Source organism: Janibacter indicus (genome assembly GCF_900176385.1).
In the GTDB taxonomy this organism is placed as follows: Bacteria; Actinomycetota; Actinomycetes; order Actinomycetales; family Dermatophilaceae; genus Janibacter; species Janibacter indicus.
On the sequence record NZ_FWXN01000005.1, the window covers coordinates 251,403 to 266,831 of the forward strand.

13 protein-coding genes and 1 riboswitch are annotated in these 15,429 nt (G+C 71.5%); of the genes, 2 read left to right on the top strand and 11 right to left on the bottom strand.

The window, feature by feature from the left end; all coding sequences use genetic code 11:
• Window positions 1–2: 2 nt before the first annotated feature.
• From B9B60_RS07865 to B9B60_RS07900, 8 genes are all read right to left on the bottom strand, one after another.
• Complete coding sequence (locus B9B60_RS07865) at window positions 3–911, bottom strand: PAC2 family protein (RefSeq protein ID WP_084450690.1); 909 nt, start codon at window positions 909–911, stop codon at window positions 3–5.
• Between the two features lie 72 nt (window positions 912–983).
• Entirely contained in the window at window positions 984–4,784 is a 3,801-nt protein-coding gene (gene hrpA, locus B9B60_RS07870; protein WP_084450691.1) for an ATP-dependent RNA helicase HrpA, read from the bottom strand.
• A 56-nt stretch (window positions 4,785–4,840) separates the two neighbouring features.
• Window positions 4,841–6,109: a GNAT family N-acetyltransferase gene (locus B9B60_RS07875; RefSeq protein WP_084450692.1), complete on the bottom strand. Its 1,269-nt coding sequence runs from the start codon at window positions 6,107–6,109 to the stop codon at window positions 4,841–4,843.
• Between the two features lie 51 nt (window positions 6,110–6,160).
• On the bottom strand, window positions 6,161–7,360 hold the full coding sequence (locus B9B60_RS07880; RefSeq protein WP_084450694.1) for a hypothetical protein: 1,200 nt from the start codon (window positions 7,358–7,360) through the stop codon (window positions 6,161–6,163).
• Window positions 7,357–7,653, bottom strand: a complete 297-nt coding sequence (locus tag B9B60_RS07885) for a hypothetical protein (protein WP_084450696.1) — start codon at window positions 7,651–7,653, stop codon at window positions 7,357–7,359. Before B9B60_RS07885 ends, B9B60_RS07880 begins: the two co-directional genes overlap by 4 nt.
• A gap of 78 nt (window positions 7,654–7,731) precedes the next feature.
• Window positions 7,732–9,048, bottom strand: coding sequence for a bifunctional o-acetylhomoserine/o-acetylserine sulfhydrylase (locus tag B9B60_RS07890; protein WP_084450699.1), 1,317 nt, complete (start codon window positions 9,046–9,048; stop codon window positions 7,732–7,734).
• 16 nt (window positions 9,049–9,064) lie between these two features.
• Window positions 9,065–9,177, bottom strand: a riboswitch (SAM riboswitch).
• Between the two features lie 33 nt (window positions 9,178–9,210).
• On the bottom strand, window positions 9,211–9,612 hold the full coding sequence (locus B9B60_RS07895) for a hypothetical protein (protein ID WP_084450700.1): 402 nt from the start codon (window positions 9,610–9,612) through the stop codon (window positions 9,211–9,213).
• Window positions 9,599–9,955 carry a hypothetical protein gene (locus tag B9B60_RS07900; protein WP_143445492.1) on the bottom strand — a complete coding sequence of 119 codons (357 nt, stop codon included), beginning with the start codon at window positions 9,953–9,955 and terminating at the stop codon, window positions 9,599–9,601. The genes B9B60_RS07895 and B9B60_RS07900 overlap by 14 nt, the downstream gene beginning before the upstream one ends.
• Window positions 9,956–10,009: 54 nt before the next feature.
• Between B9B60_RS07900 and B9B60_RS07905 the strand changes: the two genes are divergently transcribed.
• The gene (locus tag B9B60_RS07905; protein ID WP_084450704.1) at window positions 10,010–11,464 is read left to right on the top strand and encodes a carboxyl transferase domain-containing protein; all 1,455 of its coding nucleotides are present in this window, start codon (window positions 10,010–10,012) and stop codon (window positions 11,462–11,464) included.
• Here the strand turns inward: B9B60_RS07905 and B9B60_RS07910 are convergent.
• Window positions 11,461–11,892 carry a hypothetical protein gene (locus tag B9B60_RS07910; protein ID WP_143445493.1) on the bottom strand — a complete coding sequence of 144 codons (432 nt, stop codon included), beginning with the start codon at window positions 11,890–11,892 and terminating at the stop codon, window positions 11,461–11,463. The genes B9B60_RS07905 and B9B60_RS07910 overlap by 4 nt on opposite strands.
• Before the next feature lie 143 nt (window positions 11,893–12,035).
• On the opposite strand from B9B60_RS07910, the gene B9B60_RS07915 reads away from it, so the two are divergent.
• Window positions 12,036–13,412 carry an L-serine ammonia-lyase gene (locus B9B60_RS07915; protein ID WP_084450708.1) on the top strand — a complete coding sequence of 459 codons (1,377 nt, stop codon included), beginning with the start codon at window positions 12,036–12,038 and terminating at the stop codon, window positions 13,410–13,412.
• A gap of 74 nt (window positions 13,413–13,486) precedes the next feature.
• Here the strand turns inward: B9B60_RS07915 and B9B60_RS07920 are convergent, their stop codons facing one another.
• Together B9B60_RS07920 and B9B60_RS07925 are read right to left on the bottom strand one after the other, a co-directional pair.
• Entirely contained in the window at window positions 13,487–14,836 is a 1,350-nt protein-coding gene (locus B9B60_RS07920; RefSeq protein ID WP_159451174.1) for a DUF2510 domain-containing protein, read from the bottom strand.
• Window positions 14,837–14,940: 104 nt separating this feature from the next.
• A complete protein-coding gene (locus B9B60_RS07925; protein WP_084450711.1) occupies window positions 14,941–15,408 on the bottom strand; it encodes a DUF2510 domain-containing protein in 468 nt (155 codons plus the stop codon).
• Window positions 15,409–15,429 lie beyond the last annotated feature (21 nt).

A 15,429-nucleotide genomic window follows, 5' to 3' on the forward strand; every position in this document is an offset into this window, starting at 1 on the left:
GCCTACTGCTCCGAGTCGTCGACCGTGCGCAGGAAGTCCTCGAACTCCGCGCCGAGCTCGTCCGCGGAGGGCAGGCCCTCCCCTTCGCCGGCGAGCAGGCTGGGGCGCTCGAGGCCACGCAGGTGCACGTCGTACTGACGCTCGAGGGCCTGGACGGCATCGCGGACCTCGTCGTTGTCCTCGATCTCGCGCTCGATCTGCATCCGCCCCTCGCGCGCGGCCTCGGCGAGCGCGTCGTTGGGCAGGTTGAGGCCGGTGCAGTCGACGATGGCGTTGAGCGCGGTGAGCGCCCCGTCGTGGAAGGTCGACTGGGCCAGGTAGTGCGGCACGTGGATGCTGAAGCCGACGGCATCGCGCGAGCTCTCGCCGAGGCGCAGCTCGAGCAGGGCGGCGAGCGAGGCCGGGACCTGGACGGTGCCGAAGACCGGCTTGTGCTCGCCGATGAGGCGCTCGTCGGAGCCGTGGACGGTCATGCCGACGGGCCGGCTGTGCGGGACGGCCATGGGGATGCCGTGGGCGTGCACCGCGAGGGTGATGCCCATGTCGTCCATGATCGTCGTCACCGCGTCGACGACGGCCTCCCACCGGTAGTCGGGCTCGGGCCCGGTGAGGATGTAGTAGGTCTGACCGTCGCGGTCGAGCAGGTGGTAGAGCAGCAGCGACGGGTCGGAGTAGTCGGTGTAGCGGTTGGCGTCGAAGGTGATCACCGGACGCCGGCTGCGGTAGTCGACGAGCGAGTCGACGTCGAAGGACGCGACGACGGTCGGGTCGCCCGCCTCGAGGAGGTGGTCGACGAGCAGGCGCTGGGCCATGCCCGCGTCGAAGAAGCCGTCGAAGGCGACGATCATCGGCCCGGGCTGGAGCAGCGCGGGGTCGGTGTCGACCTCGTAGCGGTAGAGGCGCTCGGTCACGTCAGGTCCTCCTGGTCGGTGAAGCACTCATTGTCGCAACCCCGCTCGCCCCGCGGCCATTCCCCCCACTGGTCAGGGTGTCGGGATCGCGGCGATCGCCGCGCGCACCCGCTTGGCGGAGACGGTCCGGGCGGTGCCGACGGACTGGGCGAAGAGCGAGATCCGCAGCTCCTCGATCATCCAGCCGATGTCGACGACGTCGGCCGAGCGGCGCCGCAGCGGGGGCAGCGCGTCGAGCAGGTCGGCGTAGGCGGCCTCCACCGCGTCGACCGCCTCCTGGTGGCCGGCGTCGCGCCGCGGGTTGTCCGCGGCGCGCTCCAGACGAAGGGAGATCCCGCGCAGGTAGCGCCGCAGGTCGGGCAGCCGTGACAGGCCGGTGTCGGCGATGAAGCCCGGCCGGACGAGCCCGTCGAGCTGGGCCCGTACGTCGGCGACCGTCGTCGCCAGCGCCGGGGCGGTCATGCGGTCGAGCAGCGCGAGGACCTCGGTGCGCTGGGCGAGCACCGGCTCGACCTCGGAGACGGCGGTGAGCACCCGCTGGGCGACGTGGGTGCGGGTGGCCGCGAGTGCCTCGTCGAAGGCCGCCCGCGAGCGCACCGGCCCGGTGACGTGCTGGGCGACGATGTCGTCGACGGCGGCGGCGAGCGCGTCGTCGAGGAGCTTGGGGACCGAGCCGTGGGGGTTGTCGGCGAGGGCGAGCTTCTGCGCATTGGTCAGCCGGGCGAGCACCCGCTTCCACGGCGGGGTCGTGCCGAGGAGGAGCAGGCGGCGTACGCCGGCGGTGTGGGCCGCGGCGGCCTGCTGCTCGTCGGGCAGCACGCGGATGGCGACGCTGCTCCCCTCGTCGACGAGGGCGGGGTGACCGACGACGGTGTGCTTGCCGGTCTTCGTCGAGAAGGTCTCGGGCAGGTCGTCGAGGTCCCACGTCGTCAGGCCGGTGCGCTCGATGGAGGCGCCGGCCCGCGACATGCCCTGCTGGACGTGGCCGGCGAGGCCCTCGCGCAGCTCCTCGAGGTCCTTGCCTCGGCCCAGCCGTCGGCGCCGTCCGTCCTCGACGGCAAAGGTGACCCGCAGGTGGTCGGGGACCTTGGACCAGTCCCACTCGCCCTCGTCGATGCGGATCCCGGCGCGGCGGCCGAGGACGCTCGACAGCTGGCTGGTGATCGACGTGCCGGCGGTGGGGTCGAGCTGGGTCAGCGCGGCGCGGGCGTGGTCCGGCGCCGGCACCAGGTGACGCCGGGTCGCCTTGGGCAGCGACTTGATGAGCGCGGTGACGAGGTCGGCGCGCAGCCCCGGGACCTGCCAGTCGAAGCCGTCGGCGCCCAGCTGGTTGAGCACGGCGACGGGCACGTGCACGGTGACCCCGTCGTCCTCGGTCCCCGGCTCGAACTGGTAGGTCACGGCGAGCTCGAGGCCGTCGGTGCGCCAGCGCCGCGGGTAGTCGCGCCCGTCGACCTGCTCGGCGTCCTCGCGGGTGAGCAGCTCCTCGGTGAGGGTGAGCAGGTCGGGCTGGTCGTGGCGTGCCTTCTTCCACCAGCTGTCGAAGTGCGCCCCGGAGACGACGTGGTCGGGGATGCGCTCGTCGTAGAAGTCGACGACGTCCTGCTCGTCGACGAGCAGGTCACGCCGGCGGGCGCGCTCCTCGAGCCGCTCGAGCCGACGCACGAGCTTGCGGTTGGTCGTCAGGAAGTCGTGGTGGGCGTCCCACTCCCCCTCGACGAGCGCGTGCCGGATGAAGAGCTCGCGGCTGGCGACGGGGTCGATCTTGCCGTAGCTGACGGCCCGGCCCACGACGAGCGGCACGCCGAAGAGCGTCACCCGCTCGGTCGCCATGACCGAGGCGGCCCTCTTGCTCCATCGCGGCTCGGAGTAGGTCCGCTTGACGAGGTGCGCGCCGGCCCGCTCGGCCCACACGGGGTCGATGCGGGCGGACGAGCGGGCCCACAGCCGGCTGGTCTCGACGAGCTCCCCCGCCATGACGAAGGGGGGTTGCCGCCGGAAGTTGGTCGTGCCGGGCTGGATGGAGAAGCGGGCACCCCGGGCGCCGAGGTAGTCGCGCTTGTCCTCGTCGTGCAGGCCGATGTGGCTGAGCAGCCCGGTGAGCAGGGCCTGGTGCACGCGGTCCCAGTCGGGTTCGGCATCGGGCGCCGAGGTGCGCTGGCGGGTGTCGATCTTGCACTGCTTGGCGGCACGCACGAGCTGGCTGTGCAGGTCCTGCCACTCGCGGGTGCGCAGGAAGTGGATGTACTCCCGCTTGCACATGCGGCGGAAGGCGCTGCCGGACAAGGTCTTCTGCTGGTCCTTGAGGTAGACCCAGAGGTTCCACCAGCTGGCGAAGTCGGACCCCTCCTGGCGGAAGCGGGCGTGCTGCTGGTCGGCCTGGGCGCGCTGCTCGCTGGGCCGCTCGCGGGGGTCCTGGATCGACATCGCGGCGACGATGACGAGGACCTCGGTGGTGCACCCGAGGCGGTCAGCCTCGATGAGCATCCGGCCGAGCCTGGGGTCGACGGGCAGCCGGGCGAGGGTCCGGCCGGTCGGGGTGAGGCGACGCGCCCCCTTCGCCTGGTGCGTGGTGTCGAAGGCCTGCAGCTCCTGCAGCAGGCGGACACCGTCGGTGATCTGGCGGGAGTCCGGCGGCTCGACGAAGGGGAAGCGGCTCACGTCGCCGAGGCCGAGGGAGGTCATCTGGAGGATGACGCTGGCGAGGTTGGTGCGCAGGATCTCGGGGTCGGTGAACTCCGGGCGGGCCTCGAAGTCCTCCTGCGAGTACAGCCGGATGCACACGCCCTCGGCGACGCGACCGCAGCGGCCGGCGCGCTGGTTGGCCGAGGCCTGCGAGATGCGCTCGATCGGCAGGCGCTGGACCTTGGTCCGCTGGCTGTAGCGGGAGATGCGCGCGGTGCCGGTGTCGATGACGTAGCGGATGCCCGGGACGGTCAGCGAGGTCTCGGCGACGTTGGTGGACAGCACGATCCGTCGCCCGGAGTGCGGCGCGAAGACCCGGTGCTGCTCGGCGGCGGACAGGCGCGCGTAGAGCGGGATGATCTCGGTGTCGGGCAGGCGCATCCCCGTGAGGGCCTCCTGCGCGTCGCGGATCTCCCGCTCCCCCGACAGGAAGACGAGGGCGTCGCGGGGACCGCCGGACTCGGGCTCGGTCCACAGCTCCTCGACCGCCCGGCAGATGCCGGTCACCTGGTCGACGTCCCCATCCTGATCGTCGTCCTCACGATCGTCTCCGAGCGGGCGGTAGCGCACCTCGACCGGGTAGGTGCGGCCGGAGACCTCGATGATCGGCGCGGGCTCGCCCTGCTCATCGCTGAAGTGCGCGGCGAAGCGCTCCGGGTCGATCGTCGCCGAGGTGATGACGACCTTGAGGTCGGGGCGACGCGGCAGCAGCTGCTTGAGGTAGCCGAGGATGAAGTCGATGTTGAGCGAGCGCTCGTGGGCCTCGTCGATGATGATCGTGTCGTAGCGGCGCAGGTCGCGGTCGCGCTGCATCTCGTTGAGCAGGATCCCGTCGGTCATGACCTTGACCGCCGTGCTGTCGCTGCTGTGGTCGGCGAAGCGCACCTGGTAGCCGACGAGGCCGCCGAGATCGACCCGCAGCTCCTCGGCGATGCGCTCGGCCACCGAGCGGGCGGCGATCCGGCGGGGCTGGGTGTGACCGATCTGCCCCTCGCGGCCGCGGCCGATCTCGAGCGCGATCTTGGGCAGCTGGGTCGTCTTGCCGGACCCGGTCTCCCCCGCGACGATGACGACCTGGTGCTCGCGCATCGCCGCGGCGATGTCGTCCTTGCGCGCGACGACCGGCAGGTCCTCGGGGTAGTGCAGGTCCTCCGCCGCGATGGGTTCGCGCAGGGAGGTGTCAGGCATGGGGGGCAGGATATCCACGATCCCTGAGGAGGTCGCGAAGCGACCGTCTCGAAGGGTCAGAAGTCGATCGTCGTCACCGGCCCGACCGGCGTGCGCAGCGCGGCGTCGAGCGCCGCCACCGCGGCCGGGTCGCCGGTGACGTAGCCGGCGGCCGCCCGGGCCGCGATCGTCTGCCCGCCGAGCCACCCGGCGCCGAGGTCGCCGATGTCGAGCGTGACGTCAGCGCCTGCGTCAGTGCGCTCGAGCGTCCCGACGCCGTCGCGAGTGGCGGTCCAGCGCCAACGGCCGGCCTGCTCGGGCAGGACCGCGTCGCCGATCTCGACGACGACGTCGAGGTCGGCGGCGTGGCCGCGCTCGGTGACGGCGGTCGGCAGGTCGACGATGCGCAGCCAGAGGTTGTCCGTCGGACCGCCGCCGCCCAGGGCACGGGACGAGGGCAGCCACTGCACGAGCGGGTCGTCGAGGGTCACCCAGTAGCCGGTGCTGCCCATGAGGTCGAGGTCGACGAGCCGCTCGGCGAGCGCGAGTCGGGCGGCGACGTCGGTGGAGACGAGGAAGAAGACGCCCACCTCGCCTTCGGGCCGCCCGTCGGACCAGCGCGGCGTCCGGTGGAAGTAGGCGGCGCCGACGTCCCGGCCCTCACGAGTGGCCCACAGCAGGCGGGCGGGCTCGCGGTCGCCGCGGCTCTCGGGGCTGTCGTGGAGCAGGCGGGCGCAGTCCTCGCGGCTGCGCACGACCTGCCCGGCGCCGGTGGCGGCGGCCGCTCGGGCGATGTCGTGCCACCGGTCGCCCTGCTCGGGGCCGGCGGTCGTCGTCTGCAGGGTCGTCGCCTCGGCGAGCGCCCGCACCTGCGGCGGCGCGGCGAAGCTCGTGCCCCGCCCGAAGCTCGAGCGCAGCACCGTGCTCGCGACGCCGTAGCCGTAGCGCCCGTAGATCGAGTGCTCCGACGCCTTGAGCACGGACAGCGAGCGCCCCTGCTCGTCGCGGGTCCAGCGCAGGTGGTGGCCCATGACGGCGGTGAGCACACCGCGACGCCGGTGGTCGGGGTGCACCCCGATCCAGGTCAGCCCCTCCGCAGGACGAAGGGAGGCGACCTCGCCTCCCGCAGCCGGCACGGAGACCTCGACATCCCACGACCCCGCGGTCGCGGCGGGCTCTCCCCCACGGGTGGCGATGAAGCCCGCCCGCTGCGGGGTGTCGCGCAGCTGCGCCTCGCGCGGTCGGCGCCCGGCGTCGGCCCAGACGAGCTTGTCGAGCTCGAGCAGCGCCTCGACCCGGCTCTCGTCGCTCGGGTCGATCCGGGTGATCTCGATGTCGCTCGTCATGCCGCCACGCTCGCACCACCCCCTCTGCGCCGCAACGGCTTTTCGACTCGATCAGCGGTGGCCAGACGAGGAGTCCTTGCGCGCACGGTCAACTGTCTGGTGCCGCCGCTGCGCCACGCGCTCGCGCCGGGCATTTTCCCGCTTGTCGATCCCGGCGTTCTTGGCCGCAGCCGGTCCAGATCGCGCGTGACTCACGACGCGATTGACCTGCTTGGTCGTGTGCTCCACCACGACCGTCGCCTTTGCGACGTTGCCGGCCCCGGCGTAGTCGGACCAGTCGTCGAAGGCATCCTCCAGGTCAGTCATGCCCGACTTCGACCTCGCCTTGCTCGTGACCCAGCCGGCGGGCCCCACTCCGGTCACCGCTCGATGTGCACGTCGGGCGTCGGCGGCGGGCGTCGCGATCGGGTTGTCCTTGATCCGTCGAGGCCTTGAGGGCAGACCCTCGACGCGGTTGGCGCTCTTGGTCGGGGCCGACGGCAGGCCACCCCACCTCTGCCGAATCCCCTTGGCGGCCCTGCCGATGCCCAGCGTGCCGACGTCGATCGCCACCCCTGTCCCCGACTTGGCCACGCCCTTCCACGACCCCTCTCCGTAGAACAGGCGACGGCCGGCCTTGCCGATGGGCTCACCTGCTCCGGCGACGGACAAGGGTTTGGCGAGGACACCGACCTTGCTCGCGCCCGCGCCCATCCGCTCGATGCTCTCGAGCCAGTCGTAGCCGGACGGGTCGGTCTGCGGGAGTGCGATCGTGGAGAGCGCCGAACCCACACGCTGCTCGTCGGCGTAGGCGGCATCGCCGGCGCGCGTGAAGGCCCGCTCGGCGGCGGTGAGGTCCCTGCTCGCCTCGCCACGCTCACGCTGCACCCGTGGGCGGTCGGGGTCGTCGGGCGACATGGTCGAGAGGGTGGCGTCCCGCGCCTTGATGATGCGGTCGGCCTCCTCGGCCTCGGCGTCGAGGGAGCGCATCTTGCGCTGGGACTGCTCAAGCTTGGTCGCGTACGGCCGCATGGTCCTGGCAGCGCCGTGCAGGACATCGGCGATGTCCTCGACGTCGCCCGGGGTGGCACCGATGTTTGCGGCGAACCGACGACCGGCGTCTGACTCCCAGACGCCGTCCACCTGGATCGACCGGAGTCGGCGCACGACGTCGTCCATGTGGGTGGCCACTCGGCTCAGCTCGTCGGCCTGACGGCGGATGCTCGCCGGGCTGGCACCGAGGATGCCGTTGTTGTCGAGGAAGTAGGTCATCGAACCCTCCGCTGCCGCGGGTCAGCGATGTCCTCGGCCTCCAGATAGCAGGGACCCGCGTCCTTGGCGAGCCGCCGCAGGTTGCGCAGCTCCTTGCACGCGGCGATGCGCACTCGCTCGTAGTCGCCAAGGAGGTGGTCGAGTGCCCCCCACCCCGTGGCGGAGGGGAACCCGTAGGTGTCGCCGTCGCCCGAGCGCGTGTAGTGGGCACGCACCTCGAGGTAGTCGGCGATGAACCCCAGGTCGTCACCGAGCATGCCGATGCCCTCGGTACTGATGCGCAGATGAGCCATGCCCCAACGCTAGGAAAAAGCGCCGAGGAGCCCGTGGAATTATCCACAGGCCCCTCGGCGCTCCTGAGGGAGCGAGGATCACGTCGCCGCGGCGAAGCCCTCCTCGAGGTCGGCGACGATGTCCTCGATGCTCTCGAGGCCGACCGCCAGACGGACGAGGCCGGGGGTCACGCCCGCGGCGAGGCGGTCCTCGTCGGGCCCCTGGGAGTGGGTCGTCGACGCCGGGTGGATGACGAGGGAGCGCACGTCGCCGATGTTGGCGAGGTGGCTGTGCAGGGTGAGCCCCTCGACGAACTTCTTGCCCGCCTCGAGGCCGCCGGCGATCTCGAAGGAGATGACGGCACCGGCCCCCTTCGGCGTGTAGCGCTGCGCCTGCTCGAAGCTCGCGGAACCCTCGATGGACGCCCAGTTGACCGCCTCGACCTGGGGGTGCGCCGAGAGGAAGTCGACGACCTTGCGGGTGTTGTCGAGGTGGCGCTCGATGCGCAGGCTGAGCGTCTCGATGCCCTGCCCGATGAGGAAGGCGTTGAAGGGCGAGATCGCCGGGCCGATGTCGCGCAGCAGCTGCACGCGCGCCTTGAGGATGAAGGACAGGTTGGCCCCGAGTGCGCCGTCGACACCGAGGTCGGGCCCGAAGCGCAGCCCGTGGTAGCTCGGGTCGGGCTGGTTGTAGTTGGGGAACTTGTCCGCGTCGGCCGCGTAGTCGAACTTCCCGGCGTCGACGATGACGCCGGCGATCGCGGTGCCGTGGCCACCGAGGTACTTCGTCGCCGAGTGGACGACGACGTCGGCGCCGTGCTCGATCGGGCGCAGCACGTAGGGCGTGGCGATCGTGTTGTCGACGACGAGCGGCACCCCGGCCTCGTGGGCGATCTCCGCCACGCCGGCGATGTCGAGGACGACCGGCTTGGGGTTGCCGATGGTCTCCCCGAAGAAGACCTTGGTGTTGGGCTTGACCGCCGCGCGCCACTGCTCCAGGTCGCTCGGGTCCTCGACGAAGCTGACCTCGATGCCGAACTTCGGCAGGGTGAACTTCAGCAGGTTGATCGTCCCGCCGTAGAGCGCGGCGCTGGCGACGACGTGGTCACCGGCCTCGGCGATGTTGACCAGGGCGAGGTGGGTCGCGGACATCCCCGACGCGGTGAGCAGGGCCCCGACCCCGCCCTCGAGCGCGGCGATCTTCTGCTCCACCGCATCCTGGGTGGGGTTCATGATCCGCGTGTAGATGTTGCCGAACTCCTTGAGCGCGAACAGGTTTGCCGCGTGCTCGGTGTCCTTGAAGGCGTAGGAGGTCGTCGCGTGGATCGGCAGCGCCCGCGAGCCCGTCGTGGGGTCGGGTGCCTGGCCGGCGTGGATCTGACGGGTGTCGAAGCTCCAGGTGGAGGGATCGGTCATGGTGGTGCTCCTGTGCTGTGCGCGCTTGACCGCGACGGTCGTCGCGGACCAGGTCGTCTCCCGGGGCACCCCACCGCGGAGGAGGGTTGCCGGCCAGCGAGCCGGGGCTTCGCGCTGGCGCTCAAGACCTGCCGCAAGACTAGGAGATGCTCGCGTCGCCGATCAGGCGCGTCTCACACGGTGGATCCACCACAGGCCGACGAAGGGGAGGACGAGCGGCAGGTAGCCGTAGCCGGACCCGAAGTGGGACCACACGGTCTTGTCCGGGAAGAGCTCCGGCCGCACGTAGGACAGGGTCCCCACCGTGAGCACGCCGACCGCCTCGACCGTGATCGCCGCCGTCGCCAGGCGGGCGCCGGAGGCTCCCCCCTTCGCCAGGGCCACGGTCGCGACGACGTAGATGACGGCCGCGAGCGCCGAGAGCACGTAGGCCAGCGGCGCCCGGTCGAGGTACTGGGTGATCTGCAGGACCGAACGGCCCGTGGCCGCGAGCGCGAGGACGGCGTAGACGGCGACGACGACCCGGCCGGGCCCGGTGCCCGTGCGCACCTCAGGCGGGGCCATGGGTCTGCCAGATCTGCAGGATGCGGTAGGCCATGACCCCGACGGTGAAGGCGCCGGCGAGGACGACGCCCATCGCCCAGCGGGTCTTCTCCTTCAGGGCGATGAAGACGACGATCGGCGGCAGGATCGGCAGGGTGAGCGCGTAGGCGAGCATCGTCGCGCCCTCGCCCTCCCCCGACACCTTGCCCATGGCGATCGCGCTGGCGACGACGAGTGCCACGAGGGCCAGCTCGAGGACCGCGGTCACGAGCAGCATGAGGTCGTCGACGAGCCGGTCGATGATCAGGTAGGCCAGGGCCAGGAGTCCGAGCACGCCGACCGCGACGATCACGACAGTGGTCAACGGCACAAGCACCGGGCAAGGGTACCCAGCGCCGCGGCTGGGACGATCACTGCCATGAGTGACCAGCGCCCGGGTGCCCATCAGCTCATCGCCTCCGTCGTCGACGAGGGCAGCTATGTCTCGTGGGACGAGCCCATCGACCTCACGGCCCTGTCCCCCGACTACCGCGCCGCCGTCGACGCGGCCGCCGAGCGGGCCGGCACCGACGAGTCCGTGCTCACCGGGCGGGCGAGCATCCAGGGCCACGACGTCGCCCTCGTCGTCGGCGAGTTCCACTTCCTCGGCGGGTCCATCGGCCGGGCCGCGGCGGCCCGGATCGTCGCGGCGATCCGCCGCGCGACGACCGAGCGGCTCCCCCTCGTGGCCGCCACCTCGAGCGGCGGCACCCGGATGCAGGAGGGCACGCCGGCCTTCGTGACGATGATCGACATCTCCGCGGCCGTCGTCGCGCACAAGGCCGCCGGCCGGCCCTACCTCGTCTACCTGCGTCACCCGACGACCGGCGGCGTCTTCGCCTCGTGGGGGTCGCTGGGCCACATGACGATCGCCGAGCCGGGTGCGCTCATCGGATTCCTCGGCCCGGTCGTCTACGAGACGGTCAACGGCGTGCCCTTCCCCGAGGGCGTGCAGGTCGCCGAAAACCTCGTCGACAGGGGCATCGTCGACGCTGTCGTCCCCGTCGAGGGCCTCGCCGAGATCGCTGCGCGCGCCCTGACCCTGCTGTCGACGACCACCGAGCGCACCGCCGACCCCGCCGACCACCCCGCGTGGCCGATCACTCCCTTCGTCTCCCGTCCGGAGCCGGACGAAGGGGAGGTCGCCCGCCTCTGGGAGGCCATCGAGACCACGCGGCGGGAGGACCGCCCGGGCGTGCGCGAGCTGCTGCGCCACGCCGCCGACGACGTCATCCCGCTCAACGGCACCGGCTACGGGGAGTCGGACAAGGGCGTCATGCTCGCGCTGGCGTCCTTCGGTGGGCGCCCGTGCGTGCTCGTCGGCCAGGACCGGCGCTACCAGGTCGCGCAGTCGATGGGCCCGGCCGCACTGCGCGAGGCGCGGCGCGGCATGCGGATGGCGACCGAGCTCGGGCTGCCGCTCGTCACGGTCATCGACACCCCGGGTGCCGACCTGTCCCCCCATGCCGAGGAGGGCGCCCTCGCCGGCGAGATCGCCCGCTCGATCTCCGACATGACGGCCCTCACGGTGCCGAGCGTGTCGGTGCTGCTCGGTGAGGGCACCGGCGGCGGGGCTCTCGCGCTGCTGCCGGCCCGGCGGATCATCGCCGCCGGCAATGCCTGGCTCTCACCGCTGCCACCCGAGGGCGCGAGCGCGATCGTCTTCAAGGACACCGAGCACGCCGCGCTGCTCGCCGCGCGGCAGCGGATCGGCGCCGCGCAGATGCGCGAGGACGGGACCGTCGACGTCATCGTGCCGGAGGAGCCGGCGGCCCACGAGGACCCGGAGGGCTTCGCCGCGGCCATCGGTGCCGCGATCGCCGCAGAGCTCTAGCCGGCGGCCGCCAGCCCGGTCCAGCGGGGCATCTCGATGACCGCGTGCACTGTCGCCAGGTAGGTGCCGAGCAAGGGCACGTCGTGCTCCCGGCTCGCGGCGATCGCTGCCTCGTGCCAGCCGCGGGCGACGTCGTCGGGGACATAGCCCCGTGGGCGACCGACGGCGACGACGATGCCGCCGAGCCGGTCGCCGAAGCCGCTCATGAAGAGGTCGAAGGGGCGGCGCCGCTCGTGGGCCGGGACGTCGTCGATGTCGTTGATCGTCAGGGGCTGCACGAGGCGGTGCTCGTGGTTGCACAGCAGGATGCCGAGGCACCCCTCCGCGCGGTCGGTCTCCCGCACGACGAGGTCCACGACGTCGGCGGTGAGTGTGGGGTCGGTGAGTGGTCGCTGTGGCCAGTCGGCCGGCAGGTCGTCGTAGGTCATGCCCTTCATCATGGCCACGTGCGACCTCGCCCCCGCGAGCTTTTCCACAGCACCCGTCCGAGGACCGAGACGCGGGTAGTGTGACGGGCGGCACCGCGACCCACCCCGTCGCCGGCCCCACCACGAAACCCCGGGAGACCCCTGTGGCACTCAGTGTCTTCGACCTCTTCTCGATCGGCATCGGCCCCTCGAGCTCGCACACCGTCGGCCCGATGCGCGCGGCCGTGATGTTCGTCGAGGGGTTGCGTGACGAGGGGCTGCTGCCGCAGGTGCGGCGGGTGCGGGCCGAGCTCTTCGGCTCGCTCGGCGCGACCGGCCACGGCCACGGGTCGGCCACCGCGGTCCTGCTCGGCCTCAGCGGTGAGCGACCCGAGCTGTGCGACCCGCGCACCGTGACCGGCACCCTCGAGCAGATCCGCGCCGCCCGCCGGGTGAGCCTGCTCGGCGAGCACGAGATCGACTTCGTCGAGGACGACGACCTGATCCTCCACCGGCGCAAGTCGCTGCCCCTGCACCCCAACGGCATGACCTTTACCGCCTGGGGCGAGAGCGACGATGCCCCGGTCTCGACGCACACCTACTACTCGCTCGGCGGCGGCTTCGTCCTCGGCGAGGACGCGTCCGGCTCGACGCGGATCGTCGCCGACACCACCCCGGTCAAGCACCCCTTCACCACCGGCGACCAGCTGCTGGCGATCTGCGCGGAGACCGGGCTGTCGATCTCGCAGGTCATGCTCGACAACGAGCTGTCCTGGCGCACCGAGGCGGAGGTGCGCAGCGAGCTGCTGCACATCTGGTCGGTGATGCGCGAGTGCATCGACAACGGCATGCGCACCGAGGGGGTCCTGCCCGGTGGGCTCAAGGTCCGCCGTCGTGCACCCCAGCTGCACCAGCGGCTGCGCACCGAGGGCCGCAGCGACGACCCCCTTCGCGGCATGGACTGGCTGTGCCTCTACGCGCTGGCCGTCAACGAAGAAAATGCGGCGGGCGGCCGCGTCGTCACCGCCCCGACCAACGGCGCAGCGGGCATCATCCCGGCCGTGCTGCGCTACTACACCGACTTCGTGCCGGGCGCTGACGACGACGGCATCTGCCGTTTCCTGCTCACGGCCGCCGCGATCGGCGTGATCTTCAAGGAAAATGCGTCGATCTCCGGCGCCGAGGTCGGCTGCCAGGGCGAGGTCGGGTCTGCGTGCTCGATGGCCGCGGGCGCGATGGCCGCGGTGCTCGGCGGCTCCCCCGCCCAGGTGGAGAATGCCGCCGAGATCGGCATGGAGCACAACCTCGGCCTGACCTGCGACCCCGTCGGTGGCCTCGTGCAGATCCCGTGCATCGAGCGCAATGCTGTCGCCTCCGTCAAGGCCATCACGGCCGCGCGCACCGCGCTGCGCGGCGACGGCTCGCACGTCGTCTCCCTCGACAAGGTCGTCAAGACGATGCGCGAGACCGGCCGCGACATGAAGGTCAAGTACAAGGAGACCGCGCGCGGCGGCCTGGCCGTCAACGTCATCGAGTGCTGACCGGCACGCCGGCAGCATGACGAAGGGCGGTGCTCCCGTGAGGGGAGCACCGCCCTTCGGCGTGGTGACCGGGTCTACTTCTTGGTGAGGGTGTAGTCCCCGGCGGCCTCGACGATGAGGTACTTGGTCCCGTCCTGGACCGTCGTCGTGCCGTCGTAGTTGTCGTACTCGCTGATCAGGCGGTCCGGGTAGTCCTTGGCGCCGACGGCCTGGACACGGAAGCTGCCGATGAAGGAGTCGGCGGGCTGGGTGTACTTGGCCGACAGGTCGCTGCGCTTGCCGTCCCACTTGAAGACGTTGGGGCCGCTGCCCTTCTGCGTGGTGCCGAAGTCGGGGGCCTGGCTGATCCGGATGAACTTGACCGACCAGTCACCCTCGGAGTCCATCTCAATGCGCGAGGTGGAGGCCGAGTAGTTGGTGAGGTTGTAGGCGACGGTGCCCTTGGTCGCGTTGGACGCGGTGAGGACGTACTCGGAGCTGCGGCCGTTGCCGTCGGTGCCCTTGATCGTCAGGCTCTCGTACTTGTCGCCCTTGTGGGTGAACTCGACGAGACCGGCACCGTCACCGGCGGGGACGCCGATGAAGGCCTTTCCGCTGCCGGTGTACTTCTTGTTCCACTCGGCCGCCTTGTTGCGGTTGTCGAGGATGCTCGTGCCCGGGTCGTCGGACGTCGAGGAGGAGCTCGACGAGCTCGGGTCGGTCGTCGTGGTGTCGGTCGTCGAGGAGTCCGTCGGCGTGTCGGTCGGCGAGTCCGTCTGCGAGGTGCTGCTCGGCGATGCGGTGTCGTCGTCGTCGCCGCCACTCAGCAGCGAGAAGCCGACGAAGCCGAGGACGACGATCAGGACGAGGCCGACGACGCCGGCGCCGATGATCCACGGGAGCTTGCTCTTGCCGCCGGGCTGACCGCCCTGGCCGGCCGCCGCGTAGGCGGGCTGACCGTAGCCACCCTGCTGCTGGTCGTAACCACCCTGCTGGGCGTAGGGCGACTGCTGGCCGTAGGCGGACTGGTCCTGGCCGTAGCCGGACTGGCCGTAGGAGGAGGCGCCGTAGCCCTGCTCCTGCTGACCGTAGGACGTCTGGCCGTAGCCCTGCTCCTGCTGACCGTAGGACGACTGGCCGTAGCCCTGCTCCTGCTGGCCGTAGGAGGAGGCGGCACCGTAGCCGGCAGCCTCGTTGGTCGAGATGGCCTCGGTCTCGGGGGCGCGGTCGGCGCTGGGGCGCACGCGGGTGGCCTCGTCGACCTCGCTGGTGTCACCCACGGTGTCCTGGCGCGTGCCCGTGCCCGACGCGTCGGGACCGGGCTGGCCGACCCCGAAGCCCTCGGGCGTCGCCTGACGGTGCTCGGTCCATCCATGACCGTCCCAATAGCGGATCTGACCCTGTTGCTCAGGATCCTGATACCAACCGGCAGCCCAGGAACTCATCGCGGCCCCCTCCATATCTCTCGAATGCAGTGATTGCTGGGGCAAGCGTACCTGCGGTTCCGCAGGTCCAGCATGGGGAGAACTCCCCACGCCCGAAAGGTCGGTCAGTTGGCGTAGCCGTTGCGGCGGTTGAAGTCCACGGCGCCCTGGTAGGCGTGGTACATGCCCCAGCCCCAGGCGACGAGCATGAGCGGCAGACCGATGAAGCCGACGAGGATCCAGCCGAGGCAGATCACCAGCACGAGTCCGAAGAGCCAGAGCCCGAGGAACCCGATCCCGGGCCCTACGTCGCCGTTCATCATCGATCCCACACCGGGGATGAGGAAGGAGACGACGAGTGCGATGGCCGGCTCCTTGCGGGCGACGGGCACGGCGCCCGGGTGGGGAGCCCCGTAGGCGGGAGGCGGCGCGTAGGGCATGACCTGCCCGGTCGTCGGCGGCGGGGGTGCCGCGGCCGGGGACGGTGCGGGCGGGGCCGGTGCCGGCGCGGACACGCTGTGGGTCCACTGGGTGCCGTCCCAGTAGCGCCGCTCCCCCTCGTGCTCGTACCAACCCGGCGTGTGCTCGGTCATCCTTGTCCCCCTTGGTGGTTC

Excerpts from the sequence above, each read along its gene's own strand:
- hrpA (WP_084450691.1), bottom strand. The coding sequence starts at position 4,784 with ATGCCTGACACCTCCCTGCGCGAACCCATCGCGGCGGAGGACCTGCAC.
- B9B60_RS07875 (WP_084450692.1), bottom strand. The coding sequence starts at position 6,109 with ATGACGAGCGACATCGAGATCACCCGGATCGACCCGAGCGACGAGAGC.
- B9B60_RS07880 (WP_084450694.1), bottom strand. The coding sequence starts at position 7,360 with ATGACCTACTTCCTCGACAACAACGGCATCCTCGGTGCCAGCCCGGCG.
- B9B60_RS07885 (WP_084450696.1), bottom strand. The coding sequence starts at position 7,653 with ATGGCTCATCTGCGCATCAGTACCGAGGGCATCGGCATGCTCGGTGAC.
- B9B60_RS07890 (WP_084450699.1), bottom strand. The coding sequence starts at position 9,048 with ATGACCGATCCCTCCACCTGGAGCTTCGACACCCGTCAGATCCACGCC.
- B9B60_RS07895 (WP_084450700.1), bottom strand. The coding sequence starts at position 9,612 with ATGGCCCCGCCTGAGGTGCGCACGGGCACCGGGCCCGGCCGGGTCGTC.
- B9B60_RS07905 (WP_084450704.1), top strand. The coding sequence starts at position 10,010 with ATGAGTGACCAGCGCCCGGGTGCCCATCAGCTCATCGCCTCCGTCGTC.
- B9B60_RS07910 (WP_143445493.1), bottom strand. The coding sequence starts at position 11,892 with ATGACCTACGACGACCTGCCGGCCGACTGGCCACAGCGACCACTCACC.
- B9B60_RS07920 (WP_159451174.1), bottom strand. The coding sequence starts at position 14,836 with ATGAGTTCCTGGGCTGCCGGTTGGTATCAGGATCCTGAGCAACAGGGT.
- B9B60_RS07925 (WP_084450711.1), bottom strand. The coding sequence starts at position 15,408 with ATGACCGAGCACACGCCGGGTTGGTACGAGCACGAGGGGGAGCGGCGC.